Source organism: Mangrovicoccus sp. HB161399, from assembly GCF_013184745.1.
Classification (GTDB): Bacteria; Pseudomonadota; Alphaproteobacteria; order Rhodobacterales; family Rhodobacteraceae; genus Mangrovicoccus.
Window position 1 is genome coordinate 17,611 of sequence record NZ_JAATVU010000004.1, and the last position, 16,461, is coordinate 34,071.

Sequence of the window (16,461 nt, forward strand, 5' to 3'; positions counted from 1 at the left end):
GTCAGATCGAGATGACGATCTTGCCGGTGGATTTCCGCTCGCGCAGCAGGGCCATCGCCTCCTCGACCCGGTCGAGCGGCATGACGTGGCTGACATGCGGCTTCAACCGGCCTTCGCCGTACCAGCGCATCAGGGTCTCGAGGCTGCCGGTCAGCGCCGCCTCGTCGAACTTCAGGTAGCCGCCCCAGTAGAATCCGATCACCGAGACGTTCTTCACCAGCAGGTGGTTCGCCGGGATCTGCTGCACCTCGCCGCCGGCGAAGCCGATCAGGAGGTAGCGCGCCTCGGGCCTGCAGGCGCGGAAGCAGGGCGTGAAGAGCGGGCCGCCGATCGTGTCATAGACCACGTCGGCCCCGCCGAGGTCCTTCAGGGCCCCGCGCAGGTCGGGATGTTCGCTGTCGATCAGCTCGTCCGCCCCGGCGGCGCGGGCGGCCTCCAGCTTCTCCGGGCCGCGGGCGCAGGCGATCACCCGTGCGCCCATCAGCTTGCCGATCTCCACCGCGGTCAGCCCGACGCCGCCCGCGGCCCCGGTCACCAGCAGCGTCTCGCCCGGCTGCAGCCGGGCGCTGCGCTCCAGCGCGAGATGCGACGTGCCGTAGGCGATCTGGAAGCCGGCAGCCTCCTCCATCGGCATCGCATCGGGAATTTTCACGCAGCGCGAGGCGGGAAAGGCGCCGAATTCGGCCAGCCCGCCGGACCCTGCATAGACTGCAACGCGCTCGCCCGGAGAGAGATTCGCCACTCCCGGGCCGATTGACGCTACGGTACCGGCGAGTTCCAGCCCAAGTGTCGCAGGCAGCGGCGGAATGTCCTGATATTTCCCATTTGCCATCAGAAGATCGGCGAAATTCAGCCCGCAGGCCGCTATCTTCACCATAACCTCTCCCGCTCCGATCAAAGGTGCATCAACCTCAATCAGAGCGGGAGTGCGATCGAAGGCCGAAATCTGGTAAGCGCGCATGACAAACCCCGTTTACAGTGCTACGTGTTTACCTAGTATAAAATTCTAGGAAAGGTGGTCTTTGGCGGGACGTCCGCATCTTGCCGGTTCGAGTCGGCGCGATGCGTTGGTGTCGCTTGGGACTTCATGTGTAAAATCAACAGTTTCTGCGGAGACTCGGTGTTCGGAGCCCTTTGGGGAGGGGGGTATGACGGGGCCGGGAGGAGGATGCATGTCTTTGGAAGCGATCCGGCGTCACGGCGGGCAAGCGGGCGAACCGCACCTTGCCGCGGAAGGCGGGCAGTTTCCGGGCGGCACCGTCCGTGAGACAGCCAGGAGGTGGCAATGAAACATCCGGTAGACGTTCATGTGGGGAAACGGGTCCGGCACCGGCGTTGGATGGTCGGCATGACCCAGCAGCAGCTGGCGACGAAGGTCGGCATCAAGTTCCAGCAGATCCAGAAGTACGAAACCGGCATGAACCGGGTCAGTGCTTCCCGCCTCTGGGACATCTCCATGGCGCTCGAAGTTCCGGTTGCCTATTTCTTCGAGGGAATTGACGCTGAGGAAAGCCTCGAGGAAGTCTCCCCGGCCGGCGATCTGCTTGCCGACAAGGAGGCGCTCGATCTCGTGCGCTCCTACTACGCCATCCCCGAGAACCAGCGCCGGCAGCTGTTCGAGCTGGCCCGGGTTCTCAGCAACGCGGCCTGACGGCCGGTTGACGGCGCCGCGCCAGCCCCGCAGGGATTTCCCCGGCACAGCCCGCGCGGCCTGATTTCCCGAAAGACACCACCGAGAAGCGGATTCCGCCTTGCCACAGCCGTTGATCGACACTGCCCATGCCCTGGCTGACGCAGCCCGGAGGGAAACGCTTGCCCATTTCCGCAGGACGGGGTTGGGTGCCGACAACAAGGCGGCCTCGGGCTTCGATCCGGTCACAGAGGGCGACCGGGCCGCCGAGGCCGCGATGCGCGCCATCCTGGCCGAGCGGCGCCCCGGCGACGGCATCTTCGGCGAGGAATTCGGCCGCAGCGAGGGCACGACCGGCCTGACCTGGGTGCTCGATCCGATCGACGGCACCCGCGGCTTCCTCTCGGGCACGCCGACCTGGGGCGTGCTGATCGCCGCCTGCGAGGGCACACGCCCGGTCTACGGCATCATCGACCAGCCCTTCATCGGCGAACGCTTCGAAGGCGGGCTGGGCACCGCGCGCTACAGCGGGCCGCAGGGCAGCGCGCCCCTGGCCGCGCGCAAGGGCGTGCCGCTTTCCGAGGCGATCCTGTTCTCGACATTTCCCGAAGTGGGCAGCCCGCGCGAGGGCGAGCTGTTCCGCCGCGTGTCGTCGCAGGCGCGGCTGACCCGCTACGGCACCGACTGCTATGCCTACGGGCTCCTGGCGCTCGGCCATGTCGATCTCGTGATCGAGGCGGGGCTGCAGCGCTATGACGTGGCCGGCCCCATCGCGGTGATCGAGGCCGCTGGCGGGGTCGTCACCAACTGGACCGGCGGCAGCGCCGACGAAGGCGGAAGGCTGGTCGCGGCCGGCTCGGCCGCGCTCCATGCCGAGGTGCTGGAAATCCTGTCGCAGGTTGCCGGGGCCGAGGGCGCGGCTTGAGCGGGCTGCTGATCCGCGGCGCCGCGGCGGTTGTCACCATGGACGGCGCCCGGCGCGAGATCTCCGGCGGCGACATCCGCGTCGCCGACGGCGTGATCGCCGAGATCGGCACCGGTCTCGTCCCGGCGGGCGAGGAGATCCTCGACGCGGCCGGCTGCGTCGTCACCCCGGGCCTCGTCAACACCCATCACCACCTGTTCCAGACCCTGACCCGCGCCGTGCCCGCCGGGCAGGATGCGCTGCTCTTCGGCTGGCTGAAGGCGCTCTACCCGATCTGGACGCGCTTCACGCCCGAACACATGCGGGTCTCGGCGATGACCGGGCTTGCCGAGCTGGCGCTTTCGGGCTGCTCCTTCACCTCGGACCATCTCTATCTCTACCCGAACGGGTCGCGGCTCGACGACACGATCGAGGCGGCGGGCGAGGTCGGCATCCGGCTGCTCGCGACCCGCGGCGCCATGTCGATCGGCGAGAGCGGCGGCGGCCTGCCGCCCGACAGCCTGGTCGAGACCGAGGCCGCGATCCTGAAGGACTGCATCCGCGTCGTCGATGCCTTCCACGGAACCCGGCCCGGCGCCATGGTCCAGGTCGGCATCGCGCCCTGCTCGCCCTTCTCGGTCAGCCGGGAACTGATGCGCGACGCCGCGATCCTGGCCCGCGACAAGGGCGTGCGCCTGCACACCCACCTGGCCGAGAACGACGAGGACATCGCCTATTCGCTGGAGAAATTCGGCTGCCGTCCGGGCGAATATGCCGAGGGCCTGGGCTGGACCGGCGACGATGTGTGGCACGCGCATTGCGTCAAGCTCGACGGGGCGGAGATCGACCTGTTCGCCCGCACGCGCACCGGCATGGCGCATTGCCCCTGCTCGAACTGCCGCCTCGGTTCGGGGATCGCGCCGGTGCGCGCCATGCGCGATGCGGGCGTCCGCGTCGGGCTGGGAGTCGACGGCTCGGCCTCGAATGACGGCTCCAACCTCGTGTCCGAGGCGCGCATGGCGATGCTGCTGCAGCGGGTCTCCCGCGGGGCCGACGCGATGTCCGCCCGCGAGGCGCTGGAGATCGCGACGCGCGGCGGGGCGGAGGTGCTGGGACGGCTTCACGACCTCGGGTCGCTGGAGACCGGCAAGCGCGCCGACATCGCCGTCTGGGACGTCTCCGGGATCGAGGCGGCCGGCGCCTGGGATCCGGTCGGGGCGCTGCTGCTGGCCGGTCCGGCGCGGGTGCGCGACCTGGTGGTCGAGGGCCGCCTCGTGGTCTCCGGCGGGCAGATGGCCACGCTCGACATGCCCCGGCTGATCGAGACCCAGACCCGCCTGGCCCGCGGGCTGGCGGAAGGCGCGTGACGGTGGCGGATGCCTTCGGACCGCTGCTGAACGCCTTCCGCGCCGCCAACGGGCTTCCCGCTCTGGCCGTCCATCCGCTCTGCGAGCGTGCCGCGCAGGACCATGCCGCCGACCAGGCGCGCCGCGAGGTGCTGACCCATGGCAGCGGCTTCGAGAACCGCGACACCGCCGCCAACCGGATCGGCGCGCTCGGCTACCGCTGGGGCTTCGCCGCCGAGAACGTGGCCTTCGGCCAGCGGGACATGCAGGCGGTGCTGGACGCCTGGGCGAATTCCCCGGGGCACCGCGCCAACATGCTGGCCGGGCAGGCGGTGCATTACGGCTTCGGCGGCGCGTCGAACCGGCTGGGTCCCTACTGGGTGCTGGTGCTCGCCGCGCCGATGTGACCGGGCAGCTCCATCCAGGCCGCGACCCGGTCCGACCACCATTCCAGCAGCCCGAGATAGGCAAAGGCCAGATCCGTCACCCAGGACGGCAGCCCGGCACCGCCATTTGCCATGATCCAGACCGGCACGCCGACGGTGGCGAAGACTGCGGCGAGCCAGAGCATTGCCGTGGCCCAGACCGAAAGCGGCGCGCCGATCATGGCGAGTGGATGGTAGGAGGCAGCGGCGACCCATTTTTGCAGGGTCGGCGCGGACGTGGTTGCGGCCTGGGTGAGCGTGCCGAGGAAGGCATAGAGGAAATGCAGCCCGGTCGGCAGGATGGTCGAGAACACCATCGCCCCCACCCACCAGTAATTCCCCCAGTAGCCGAAGCGGAAGGCATGGAACATCGCGTCGAGAGGGAAGAACTCCGCTCCGGTGGTCCAGGTGAGCCCGTGGACCATCGCGATCAGCGTGCCGCCGAGCGCCAGGAACAGCAGGAGCGCGATGGCGATGTCGAGCAGCGCGGCGCCAATCTGCCAGCGGCGTCTGCGCATCCCGAGCCGCAGCAGATGCAGCGTCGCGCCGTAGGAGAGGAAGTCGAAGAGCCCGTTGACCAGCGGCAGCAGGCCGAGGAACAGGTACGGGCTTCGCCTCTCGTCGTCGATCATGCTCCAGTCCGCAAGGACCGCCGCCAGGCCAAGGCTGGCGAGCAGGAGCGCGCACCAGCACAGGTAGGCTGGGAGGGCCCAGCGGGAGCCCCGATCGGACAGTCTTTTAAGAGCGATTGTGCCTGCGCCTGCGACTGCGAATGTGCCTGCGAATGCGCCTGCGACTGCGAATGCGCCTGCGACTGCGACTGCGACTGCGCCTGCGACTGCGACTGCGAATGCGACTGTGCCTGCGCCTGGGACAGTGCCTGGGACTGTGCCTGCGAATGCGCCTGCGACTGCGACTGCGAATGCGAATGTGCCTGCGACTGCGACTGCGACTGCGACTGTGCCTGCGACTGCGAATGTGCCTGCGACTGCGACTGCGAATGCGAGCAGCCTCCAAAACCCGCTATCGCGATCTTTGGAATCGTAGACTAGCACGGCTGTCAAGGGCAGGTAGCTGGCGGGCAACAGAGCGCGGACCAGCCAGCGCGGTTCCGCCGGCATCAGTTCGAAACTGCCGATCGTCACCGCCGATCCCGACCAGACCCAGCCTGCCAGGGGCAGCAGCAGCGGATAGGCCACGGCGATCAGCAGCGCCCGGTCGAGCAGCCGCGCGGTCAGGAAGCTGGCCCCGTCCCGGTTCCCGGCAAACCGGTAGGCCCGCTCCAGCAGCCGCTCCCGCCCCAGCTTGCCCTTGCCGACCTCCTCCGCCTGGCGCAGCACCTTGGCGGCGACCGGCTTCGGTCCCAGCGAATCCGCGCAGGCGACCACGACCATCCCCCAGACCAGCACCGCCGCGGCAAGCCCCCAGCGCCAGAGCGGCGCGGTGTCGCCGGTATCCACCAGGACCGAGCCGGCGAAGGCGAGGATGCCGAAGAAGAACGCATTCGCTGCCCAGTAGGCGGCGACATCCTTCCATCCCGCCTCTGTCGCGGATCGGAAGCCGGTCCCGGGGTCGTAGGGGTTCATCGCAATCTCTCGTAAACCAATGTGATCACGCTAGCCGAAGCACCCCGTCCCGGCAAAGCCCGCGTTGCCCCGGCCCGGTCCCGCGAGCGGTAACATCTCCGACTTTAGGCGTAGTTGCAGCCTCTTGCTTCGCGCGGCGTTCCGGATAGGCTCCCCTCAGGGAGGACGATGTCCGGACGGCGAAAACACGAGGACTCGGTGCGGGATGCATGCCTGCACCGGACGGCCGGGCTGTGTCCATGACCGCGGGAAGCAACCCGCACGGACAGGACGGGCCGGGGATGAGGATCCCCGCCGGAAGGGAGGACCCATGACCGAAGTGACCTTGACGGTGAACGGCAAGGCGGTGAAGCGCGACGTGCCGGACACCATGCTGCTGGTGGAATTCCTGCGCGAGGAACTGCGCCTGACCGGCACCCATGTCGGCTGCGACACCAGCCAGTGCGGCGCCTGCGTCGTCCATCTCGACGGCAAGGCGGTGAAATCCTGCACCACGCTGGCCGCGCAGGCGAGCGGCGGGACCGTCACCACGATCGAGGGGCTCGCGAACGGGTCGCTGCACCCGATGCAGAAGGCCTTCAACGACAATCACGGCCTGCAATGCGGCTTCTGCACGCCCGGCATGATCATGTCCGGCGTCGACATGGTGGCGCGCTACAAGGCGGCGGGCAAGGAACTGACCGAGCACGCGATCCGCGAGGAGCTGGAGGGCAATATCTGCCGCTGCACCGGCTACCACAACATCGTCAAGTCCATCCAGCAAGCCGCCGGGGAGATGTGAGCCATGAGCGAGAACGGGATCGGCAAGTCCGTCAAGCGCCGCGAGGACAAGCGCTTCATCACCGGCAAGGGCAAGTACACCGATGACGTGCGGATGGAGAACCAGGCCTATGCCGCCTTCGTCCGCTCGCCCCATGCCCATGCCAAGGTGACCGGCATCGACGGCGCGGCCGCGCTGGCCGAGGAGGGCGTGATCGCCGTGCTGACCGGGCCGGAGCTGGTCGGCGACGGCATCGGCAACATCATCACCGGCTGGGCGATCACCTCGAAGGACGGCACGCCGATGAAGGTCGGCGCCTGGTCGGCGCTGGCCACCGACACGGTGCGCTATGTCGGCGACGCGGTGGCCGTGGTCATCGCCGAGACCAGGCAGGGGGCGCGGAATGCCGCCGAGCTGGTCGAGGTCTCCTATGACGAGCTGCCCGCAGTCGCGCGCGGCGACAGGGCGCTGCAGCCCGGCGCGCCCATGCTGCATGACTGCGCCCCCGACAACATGATCTTCGACTGGGAGATCGGCGACGAAGCCGCGACCGATGCGGCGCTGGCCAGCGCGGCGACGGTCGTGGAGCTGGAACTGGAGAACAACCGGCTCGCCCCGAACCCGATGGAGCCGCGCTCGGCGGTGGCGATCTATGACGAGGCGGAGGAGCACTACACGCTCTACACCACCTCGCAGAACCCGCATGTCGCGCGCCTTGTCCTGTCGGCCTTCTACCAGGTCGCGCCCGAGCACAAGCTGCGGGTGATCGCGCCCGACGTGGGCGGCGGCTTCGGCTCGAAGATCTACATCTATCCCGAGGAGATCGTCTGCCTCTGGGCCTCGATGAAGACCGGGCGCTCGGTGAAATGGACCTCGGACCGCAACGAGGCCTTCATGACCGACGCGCATGGCCGCGACCACGTGACGAAGGCGAAAATGGGATTCGATGCGGAGGGGCACATCACCGGCTTCAAGGTCGACACGATCGCGAACCTGGGCGCCTATTGCTCGCTCTTCGCGACGGCGACGCCGACCTACCTGTACGCGACGCTGCTGTCGGGGCAGTACAACATGCCCGCGATCTACGGCAACGTGAAGGCGGCCTATACCAACACCGTGCCGGTCGATGCCTATCGCGGGGCAGGGCGGCCGGAGGCGACCTATCTGGTCGAGCGGATGATGACCACCGCCGCGCGGCAGATGGGCATGGACGAGACCGAGCTCAGGCGCAGGAACTTCATCCAGTCCTTCCCGCACCAGACCCCGGTCATCATGTGCTATGACGCGGGCGATTTCGGCGGCAATCTCGACAAGGGCATGGCGGCCGCCGACGTGGCGGGCTTCCCGGCGCGCAAGGCCGAGGCCGCCAGCCGCGGCAAGCTGCGGGGCCTGGGCTATTCGTGCTATATCGAAGCCTGCGGGATCGCGCCCTCGAAGGCGGTGGGTTCGCTCGGCGCCGGGGTCGGCCTCTGGGAATCCGCCGAAGTGCGGGTGAACCCGGTCGGCACCATCGAGATCCTGACCGGCTCGCACAGCCACGGCCAGGGGCACGAGACCACCTTTGCCCAGATCGTCGCCGAGAAGTTCGACCTGCCGATCGAGAGCATCTCCATCGTCCATGGCGACACCGACAAGGTGCAGTTCGGCATGGGCACCTATGGCTCGCGCTCCGGCGCGGTCGGCATGTCGGCAATCGTCAAGGCGATGGACAAGGTCGAGGCCAAGGTGAAGAAGATCGCCGCGCACCAGCTGGAGGCCGCCGAGGACGACATCGTCATCGAGGGCGGGCAGGTGAAGGTGGCGGGCACCGACAAGGCGCTCGGCTGGCACGAGATCGGACTGGCGGCCTACACGGCGCACAACCTGCCCGACGGGATGGAGCCGGGCCTGAAGGAGACGGCGTTCTACGATCCGGCGAACTTCACCTTCCCGGCCGGCACCTATATCTGCGAGGTCGAGGTCGATCCCGAGACCGGCGTCACCGAGATCGTGCAGTTCACCGCCGCCGACGATTTCGGCACGATCATCAACCCGATGATCGTCGAGGGGCAGGTCCATGGCGGCGTGGCCCAGGGCATCGGCCAGGCGCTGCTCGAACAGGTGGTCTATGACGAGGACGGCCAGCTTCTGACCGGCTCCTACATGGACTACTGCATGCCGCGCGCCGATGACGTGCCGTTCTACACGATCGAGCACAACAAGACCGTCTGCCCCGGCAACCCGCTGGGCATGAAGGGCTGCGGCGAGGCCGGGGCGATCGGCACCCCGCCGGCGGTGATCAACGCGATCACCGACGCGATCGGCACCAACGAGCTTTCCATGCCGGCCACGCCGCTGAAGGTCTGGCAGGCGATCCAGAAGACCCGCGCGCCCATGGCGGCGGAATAAGGAGGACTGCGCATGTATCCGACCAAATACCATCGCCCCGCCTCCCTTGCCGAGGCGCTGCAGCTCCTGGCCGACAACGAGGACGCCAAGCTGCTGGCCGGCGGGCAGACGCTGCTGCCGACGATGAAGCAGCATCTCGCGGCGCCCGAGGCGGTGATCGACCTCTCGGCCTCGGGGCTGTCGGGCATCTCCAACGGCGGCACAATGGTGACGATCGGCGCCATGACCACACATGCCGAGGTCGCCACCTCGGCCGATATCGCGGCGGTGGTGCCGGTGCTCAACGGCGTGGCCGCCGGGATCGGCGATCCGGCGGTGCGCCACCGCGGGACCATCGGCGGCTCGATCTCCAACAACGATCCGTCGGCGGACTATCCGGCGGCGCTGGTCGGACTCGACGCGAAGATCGTCACCAATGCACGCGAGCTCGCTGCGGATGACTTCTTCGACGGCATGTTTGCGACCGCGCTGGAAGAGGGCGAGATCGTCACCCAGGTGCGCGTCGTCGCTCCCAAGCGCGCCGCCTACGTCAAGTTCCCGAACCCGGCCAGCCGCTACGCCATGGTCGGCGTGATGGTGGCCGAGACGGCAAATGGCGTGCGCGTCGCCATCACCGGGGCGGGCGAGGACGGCGTCTTCCGCCACGAGGGACTGGAAGAGGCGCTGTCCGCCAATTTCTCGCCCGAGTCGGTGGACGGGGTCGCGGTCGGGGCCGACGGGCTGCTGACCGACATGCACGCGACGGCCGAGTACCGCGCGCATCTGATCAAGGTCATGGCGAAGCGGGCCGTCGCCGCCTGCTGAACCGCCGTCCGTAGAACAGCCAGGGGCCCCGGTTTTCGCCGGGGCCCCCTGCATTTGCGGTGCATGTGGCAGCGCTGCCTCCCGCCCGGAATTCTGTCGCATTTCCGTGAACAACGGGCTGGCTTTCGCAACTTGGCCGTGCGACGTCCGGCAGGGTAAAGGTGCAGGAGAGATGACGATGGAGACGCCGAGCTATCTGGAAACCCCGCAGGGCCGACGCCTGGCCTATCACCGGACCGAAGGCACGGGTCCGGGCGTGGTCTTCCTCGGCGGGTTCATGTCGGACATGGCCGGCACCAAGGCGACCCATCTGGAAGCCTGGGCCAAGGCGCGGGGGCAGGCCTTCCTGCGCTTCGACTATTCCGGCCACGGCCAGTCGGACGGCGCGTTCACCGAGGGAACCATCGGCAAATGGGCCGAGGACGCCGCCGCCGTGATCAATGCCGTCACGTCGGGCCCGCAGGTGCTGGTCGGTTCGTCGATGGGCGGCTGGATCTCGCTCCTGCTGCTGCGCCGCCAATTGGTCGGCTGCTGCGGCCTGGTCACCATCGCCGCCGCCCCCGATTTCACGGAAGACGGGTTCTGGGAGAGCTTCTCGACCGCGGCGCGCGAGGAACTGATGAGCCATGGCGTGCTGCATGTGCCCTCGGATTACGGCAGCCCCTATCCGGTCACCCGCGGGCTGATCGAGGACGGCCGCCGCAACCTGGTGCTGCGCGAGCCGCTCGCCCTGCCGATGCCGGTGCGCTTCCTGCAGGGGACGGCGGACCGCGATGTCGACCAGTCCCGCGCGATCATGCTTCTGAACCACGCGCAGGGCGCCGATATCCGCCTGACCCTGGTGAAGGGCGCCGATCACAGCTTCTCAACCCCTGACTGCCTGGCGCTGATCGACCGGTCGATCGGCGAGGTTCTGGGGGATGGATGATCCGTCGCGCCGCGGTCCTGCTGGCGCTGGCGGCGGCGGTCCTCGCCTTCGCCAACCGTGAGGCGCTGCTGATGGCCTGGCAGGAACCGGTGGAGCTGGCCTGGCAGGATCCGGGCGTGCCCGCCATCGGCAAGCTGGAGCCCTGGCTGGCCGCCAAGGAAGCGGCGGTCCCGAACCTGCGCGCGGACGCCGCCAAGCAGATCGTCTGGGCCGGGGAGCCGGGACAGCGCACGCCGCTGTCGCTGGTCTATGTCCACGGCTTCTCCGCCGCCCCGCCCGAGCTGCGCCCGGTTCCCGACCTGGTGGCGGAGGCGCTCGGCGCGAACCTGTTCTTCGCCCGTCTCGCGGGCCACGGCCGCGACAGCGCCGCAATGGCGGAGCCGCAGGTCGCCGACTGGGCGCATGACCTGGCGGAGGCGATCGCCGTCGGCCGCACGCTGGGCCGGCGGGTGATCGTCATGGGCAGTTCGATGGGGGGCGCGCTGGCCACCCTGGCGGCGCTCGATCCCGATTACGGGCGGGATGTGGCCGGGCTGGTTCTGGTCGCCCCGGCCTACCGGCTGCAGGGCATCGGCGGGAAGGTCGTCACCATGCCCTTCGTCCGGTTCTGGGGGCCGCCGCTCTTCGGCGGCACGCGGCAGTCCGAGCCGCGGAGCCCGGGCCATGCCGCCGCCTGGACGCTGACCTATCCGACCGTCTCGGTGCTGCCGCTCGGCGCGCTGGTGCGCGAGATCGGCGGGGCGGACATGGGCCTGGCGGCGATTCCCGCGCTCTTCTTCTTTTCGGAGGCGGACCGGGTGGTGGACCCCGCCGCGGTGCGGCAGGCCGCCGCGGACTGGGGCGCGCCGGCCGAGCTGGCGCCGCTGCAGATGGGCCCCGGAGACGACCCTTCGGCGCATGTGATCGCCGGCGACATTCTAAGCCCTGGCCAGACTGTGTCCATGGCCGAGCGCGTGATTGCCTGGGTGCGGGGGCTCTGACGCCCGATTCCGAGGCAGTTCGGAGATCGCCCGGAAATTGCGCCGGGAAGGCCCCCGGAATGATCGTCACGGAAATATCGCTTTACAGAATCCGGATCGTGACCCACCATATGTTGTAGTGAGACGGTCTAGAACCGCCGCTATATACAGGCACCCGCCCTCGGGCCCGCCCCGTGGGGCCCAGACCTACGAGGCCGAGCATGTCCCTTAGCGAACACGATCTGCACACGTCCGAAATCGATCCTATCGATATCGTGGAATCTCTCGCGGAGCATCACGCCTGGGAATTTGACCGCATCGCCGAAGACCAGATCGCCATGGCCGTGGAGGGGCAATGGCGCACCTATGCCCTGACATTGGCCTGGTGCAATGCCGACGAGACGCTGCGTCTGATCTGTTCCTTCGATCTCGACCTGCCCGACGACAAGCGTGCAGCGCTGTTCGAGGCGCTCAATGCCGCCAACGACAAGTGCTGGTCGGGGAACTTCACCTACTGGGAGGAGCAGAAGCTTCTCGTCTACCGCTACGGTCTGATCCTCGCGGGCGAGCAGATCGCCTCGCCGGACCAGATCGGCACGATGATCGAGGCCGCGGTCTGCGCCTGCGAGCGCTTCTACCCTGCCTTCCAGCTGGCCGTCTGGGGCGACACCCCGGTCCACGAGGCGATGCATGTCGCCATCGCCGAGGCCTACGGCCGCGCCTGAACGGCGGACCGGGCGGGGGCCCTTGGCCTCCGCTCCGCGATCTGCTGCCGGGCGGGCGAGAAAGAGGTTTAAGCTCCGCCCGGAAACCGTCTAGGGTCGCCCTGCAAACGCAGGGAGACGCGTGAATGTCTATGGAAAACGTGCGGCAGCGGGGCATCGTCCTGCTCGGCTGCGGCAAGATGGGATCCGCGATGCTGGCGGGCTGGCTCGATGGCGGGCTGCCCGCAGGGTCCGTCTGGGTGATGGATCCGAAGCCGTCCGACTGGCTCCGGGGGATCGGAGGGCTGCATCTGAACGAGCCCCTGCCTGAGGACCCGGCGCTGGTGCTGGTGGCTGTGAAGCCGCAGATGATCGGCGATGCGCTGCCCTCGATCACGGCGCTCGGCGGCGGCAGCACTGTCTTCCTGTCGATCGCGGCCGGAACGACCATCGCCACTTTCGAGAAGATGCTGGGGGCGGAGACGCCCGTCATCCGCGCCATGCCGAACACGCCCGCCGCCGTGGGCCGGGGCATCACCGCGCTGATCGGCAATGCCCGCGCGACCGCGGCGCAGATGGACGAAGCCGAGCTGCTGCTCGCTGCCATCGGCCAGACGGTGCGGCTGGAGGACGAATCCCAGATGGATGCGGTCACCGCCGTCTCGGGCTCGGGTCCCGCCTATGTCTTCCACCTGATCGAGACGCTGGCCAAGGCCGGCGAGGCCGAGGGGCTGGCGCCGGAGCTGGCGATGAAGCTGGCCAAGGCGACCGTCGGCGGGGCAGGGCACCTGGCCGAGCGCGCCGCCGAGGATCCGGGGCAGCTGCGGGTCAACGTGACTTCGCCGAACGGCACCACCGCGGCGGCGCTCGCGGTTCTGATGGACGAGCAGTCGGGCTTTCCGGCGCTGCTCGGAAAGGCGGTCAAGGCGGCGGCGGACCGCTCGCGCGAGCTGGCGGGCTGAGACGATGGAAGCGACATTCGACGATTTCATGAAGATCGACATCCGCGTGGGCCAGATCGTCCGGGCGGAGGCCTTCCCCGAAGCGCGCAAGCCCGCCTACAAGCTCTGGGTCGATTTCGGACCGGAGATCGGCGAGAAGCGCAGCTCGGCCCAGATCACGGTTCATTACGCGCTGGAGGACCTGCCGGGCAAGCGGGTGATGGGCGTGGTCAATTTCCCGCCCCGCCAGATCGGCAAGGTGCGCTCGGAGGTTCTGGTGCTTGGCGTCCCGGACGAAAACGGCGACGTTGTGCTTATGGTGCCCGACAAGGAGGTGCCGCTGGGAGGGAGACTGTTCTGATGGCGAGGATCTACGTGACGCGGCCGCTGCCGGAAGCGGTGGAGGCGCGGCTGGGGGGGCTGGGGGAGTGCACCTTCCGTCCCTCGACATCGCCGCTCGACGGCGAGGAGCTGCGCATGTCGCTGCGCGACTACGATCTGGTGCTGCCGACGCTGCGCGACATGTATTCGGCGGAGGTCTTCGCCGACGTGCCGGAGCCGCGGGCCAAGCTGCTGGCGAATTTCGGCATGGGCTTCAACCATATCGACGTCGCGGCGGCATCTGCCGCAGGCGTGCAGGTGACGAACACCCCGGGCGCGGTCACCGATGCCACTGCCGATATCGGGCTGATGCTGATGCTGATGACCTGCCGCCGTGCCGCCGAGGGCGAGCGGCTGGTGCGCGCGGGCGCATGGGAAGGCTGGCATCCGGTGCAGATGCTGGGGCTGCACATGACCGGCAAGACACTGGGCGTGATCGGCATGGGCCGGATCGGCAAGGCGGTGGCGAAGCGCGCAGTGCATGGCTTCGGCATGAAGGTGGTGTTCCACAACCGCTCGACGGTGGCAGATCCGGGCGTTGAGGCGGTGCAGCTGGAGACGCTGCATGACGTGATGGCGGCCTGCGACGTGGCGATCGTCTGCGTGCCGGGCGGTCCGGCAACGCGGCACCTGATCGATGCGGCGGCGATCGCGGCCATGCAGCCGCATGCGCATCTGGTCAACATCGCCCGCGGCGACATCGTCGAGGAGGCGGCCCTGATCGCGGCGCTGGAAGCCGGGGAGATCGGCGGCGCCGGGCTCGATGTCTACGAGGAGGAACCGGCCGTGCCCGAGGCGCTGCGCCGGCTGTCCAACGTGACGCTGCTGCCGCATCTGGGCACGGCGACGCTCGAGGTGCGCGAGGCGATGGGCCACATGGCGGTGGACAACCTCGAAGCGGTGCTGAAGGGAGCGGCGCCGCCCAATCTGGTCGCCGCGGGCTGAAGGCCCCCTCACCCCGGCCCTCTCCCCCGCGGGGAGAGGGAGGCGCCCGGCCCGGCCGCATGCCCTTGCATACCGGGCCGTGGCGCGGTTTGTCGATGCGTGATTTCCGCGCAAAGCCATGAGTCTGTCTTTCCCGGCCGCGGGCTTCCGCTAGGATCGCCTTCAACCCCCGGTTGGAAGGACCCGATGACCAAGCTTGCCGACGATCCGCTGCGCGTGCCGCTTTCGAACGAACTCCATGCACGCCCCTTTCCGGTGATTTCCGCGCCCGCGCGCGCGGTGCTGCTGGCGGTGCGCCATCCCGACGGGGCGGCGCGAGACCGCGCGGCCGACCGGGCGCATCTGGAGGTGCTGCTCGACCGCTTCTCGGTGCAGAACAAGCCCGCCCCCGACGGTACCCATTTCTTCGGGCCGCTCGGCAAGCGCTGGCTGAAATGGGAGAGCCACACCGAATTCGTGACCTACATGCTGGTCTCGGAGGGCGTGTCGGACCGGCCGTTCTCGGGCGACATCCTCGACATCTTTCCCAGGGACTGGCTGGAGGCCATGCCCGGGCTGCGCATCACCTCGGCGCTGATCCGGGTCGAGACGATGCCGGAGCGGCGCGAGGAGATCACCGAAAAGCTCGAGGGCTGGTTCCTGGGCGAGAGCCTGGCGGTGTCCGCCGTGCTCGACGGCGATGCGGTGGTGGCCAGCGACTTCCGCCTGGACGACAGCGACCATACCCGCATCGCGGTCTTCATCGGGCCGGAATGCGGGCCGCGCCGCACCGGCCGGGTGGTGCAGCGCATGGCCGAGATCGAGACCTATGCGAAGATGTCGCTGATGGGGCTGATGACGGCGCGCGAGGCCGGCCACGAGCTGAACCAGATCGAGACCGACATGACCCGGCTGACGGCGGCCATGGCGGGGGACGCGTCCTCGGCGGAGGAGACGCTGCAGCAGCTGCTGTCGCTGTCGGCGGCGCTGGAGGCGCTTTCGACCAAGACCTCGTTCCGCTTCGGCGCGACCGGCGCCTATGCCGAAATCGTCAAGCAGCGCATCGCGGTGCTGCGCGAGGAGCGCTTCATGGGCCGCCAGCTGATGGGCGAGTTCATGACCCGGCGCTGGGAGCCGGCCATGCGCACGGTGGAAAGCGCGGAGCGGCGGCTGCAGCAGATGACCGACCGCGGCGGACGGGCCTCCAACCTGCTGCGGACCCGGGTCGATGTCGAGCGCTCGGCCCAGAACCAGAAGCTGCTGGAGAGCATGGACCGGCGCGCCGACCTGCAGCTCCGGCTGCAGGAGACGGTGGAGGGGCTGTCGGTCGTCGCGATCAGCTATTACGCGGTCAGCCTCTGCCTCTACTTGTTCGGGCCGGTGGCCGAAGCGAAGCTGGTCAGCAAGGCCTGGCTGGCGACCATGGTCACGCCGCTGGTGGTGCTCTGCGTCTGGTACATGGTGCGCCAGATCCGGCGGAAGATGCACTGAATGCCGCCGTCTGCCCACTGCGGGGCTGTTCCTTGGGGAAATATCCGCATCGCCGGGTCGGCCTTCGCGATTTTCGGGGCGGGCAGGGTGGTCTCCTTGATGCCGCGGGACAAGAGCTCCGGCGGGTCCGCCGGGGCACGCAATTGGCAACGTCGGCGGGCAGGGTGCCAGGGGCTGTGCGGCCCATCGCTCGAAAGGTGCTGACGTGACCGCCCGGAACGCGCCGCTGTCGGCTTCAGCGGCGTTTTCTGCGGGGTCCTGCCGGGCGGCGATGCTTGGCGAGGCAGTTT

16 protein-coding genes are annotated in these 16,461 nt (G+C 68.7%); 14 read left to right on the top strand and 2 right to left on the bottom strand.

From position 1 onward, the window contains the following. Position 1: 1 nt before the first annotated feature. On the bottom strand, positions 2-961 hold the full coding sequence (locus HCC78_RS03245; protein WP_172327306.1) for an NADPH:quinone oxidoreductase family protein: 960 nt from the start codon (positions 959-961) through the stop codon (positions 2-4). Between the two features lie 324 nt (positions 962-1,285). Between HCC78_RS03245 and HCC78_RS03250 the strand changes: the two genes are divergently transcribed. The 4 genes from HCC78_RS03250 to HCC78_RS03265 all read left to right on the top strand — a co-directional run bounded on the left by HCC78_RS03250 (position 1,286) and on the right by HCC78_RS03265 (position 4,287). After that, a complete protein-coding gene (locus HCC78_RS03250) occupies positions 1,286-1,651 on the top strand; it encodes a helix-turn-helix domain-containing protein (RefSeq protein WP_172327307.1) in 366 nt (121 codons plus the stop codon). A gap of 100 nt (positions 1,652-1,751) precedes the next feature. Beyond that, positions 1,752-2,555 (top strand): inositol monophosphatase family protein, encoded by an 804-nt coding sequence (locus HCC78_RS03255; protein WP_172327308.1) that lies wholly within the window; start codon positions 1,752-1,754, stop codon positions 2,553-2,555. Next, a complete protein-coding gene (locus HCC78_RS03260) occupies positions 2,552-3,901 on the top strand; it encodes an 8-oxoguanine deaminase (RefSeq protein ID WP_172327309.1) in 1,350 nt (449 codons plus the stop codon). The genes HCC78_RS03255 and HCC78_RS03260 overlap by 4 nt, the downstream gene beginning before the upstream one ends. Continuing rightward, positions 3,898-4,287 (top strand): CAP domain-containing protein, encoded by a 390-nt coding sequence (locus HCC78_RS03265; RefSeq protein WP_172327310.1) that lies wholly within the window; start codon positions 3,898-3,900, stop codon positions 4,285-4,287. Before HCC78_RS03260 ends, HCC78_RS03265 begins: the two co-directional genes overlap by 4 nt. Here the strand turns inward: HCC78_RS03265 and HCC78_RS33125 are convergent. Beyond that, positions 4,254-5,891: a hypothetical protein gene (locus tag HCC78_RS33125; protein WP_216671009.1), complete on the bottom strand. Its 1,638-nt coding sequence runs from the start codon at positions 5,889-5,891 to the stop codon at positions 4,254-4,256. The two genes, HCC78_RS03265 and HCC78_RS33125, sit on opposite strands and share 34 nt — an antisense overlap. Positions 5,892-6,201: 310 nt before the next feature. Between HCC78_RS33125 and HCC78_RS03275 the strand changes: the two genes are divergently transcribed. The 10 genes from HCC78_RS03275 to HCC78_RS03320 all read left to right on the top strand — a co-directional run bounded on the left by HCC78_RS03275 (position 6,202) and on the right by HCC78_RS03320 (position 16,171). Next, positions 6,202-6,672, top strand: a complete 471-nt coding sequence (locus HCC78_RS03275; RefSeq protein ID WP_172327311.1) for a (2Fe-2S)-binding protein — start codon at positions 6,202-6,204, stop codon at positions 6,670-6,672. Between the two features lie 3 nt (positions 6,673-6,675). Next, positions 6,676-9,039: a xanthine dehydrogenase family protein molybdopterin-binding subunit gene (locus tag HCC78_RS03280; protein WP_172327312.1), complete on the top strand. Its 2,364-nt coding sequence runs from the start codon at positions 6,676-6,678 to the stop codon at positions 9,037-9,039. 12 nt (positions 9,040-9,051) lie between these two features. Then, on the top strand, positions 9,052-9,843 hold the full coding sequence (locus HCC78_RS03285) for a xanthine dehydrogenase family protein subunit M (RefSeq protein WP_172327313.1): 792 nt from the start codon (positions 9,052-9,054) through the stop codon (positions 9,841-9,843). 178 nt (positions 9,844-10,021) lie between these two features. After that, entirely contained in the window at positions 10,022-10,771 is a 750-nt protein-coding gene (locus tag HCC78_RS03290; protein WP_172327314.1) for an alpha/beta fold hydrolase, read from the top strand. Then, complete coding sequence (locus HCC78_RS03295) at positions 10,768-11,751, top strand: carboxylesterase (protein ID WP_172327315.1); 984 nt, start codon at positions 10,768-10,770, stop codon at positions 11,749-11,751. Before HCC78_RS03290 ends, HCC78_RS03295 begins: the two co-directional genes overlap by 4 nt. A 200-nt stretch (positions 11,752-11,951) precedes the next feature. Continuing rightward, positions 11,952-12,455 carry a YbjN domain-containing protein gene (locus HCC78_RS03300; protein WP_172327316.1) on the top strand — a complete coding sequence of 168 codons (504 nt, stop codon included), beginning with the start codon at positions 11,952-11,954 and terminating at the stop codon, positions 12,453-12,455. A gap of 125 nt (positions 12,456-12,580) precedes the next feature. After that, positions 12,581-13,396: a pyrroline-5-carboxylate reductase gene (gene proC, locus HCC78_RS03305; RefSeq protein WP_172327317.1), complete on the top strand. Its 816-nt coding sequence runs from the start codon at positions 12,581-12,583 to the stop codon at positions 13,394-13,396. 4 nt (positions 13,397-13,400) lie between these two features. After that, on the top strand, positions 13,401-13,736 hold the full coding sequence (locus HCC78_RS03310; protein WP_172327318.1) for a tRNA-binding protein: 336 nt from the start codon (positions 13,401-13,403) through the stop codon (positions 13,734-13,736). After that, positions 13,736-14,701 carry a D-glycerate dehydrogenase gene (locus HCC78_RS03315; RefSeq protein ID WP_172327319.1) on the top strand — a complete coding sequence of 322 codons (966 nt, stop codon included), beginning with the start codon at positions 13,736-13,738 and terminating at the stop codon, positions 14,699-14,701. Before HCC78_RS03310 ends, HCC78_RS03315 begins: the two co-directional genes overlap by 1 nt. A 186-nt stretch (positions 14,702-14,887) precedes the next feature. After that, positions 14,888-16,171, top strand: a complete 1,284-nt coding sequence (locus HCC78_RS03320; protein ID WP_172327320.1) for a DUF3422 family protein — start codon at positions 14,888-14,890, stop codon at positions 16,169-16,171. The last annotated feature ends 290 nt before the right edge of the window (positions 16,172-16,461 follow it).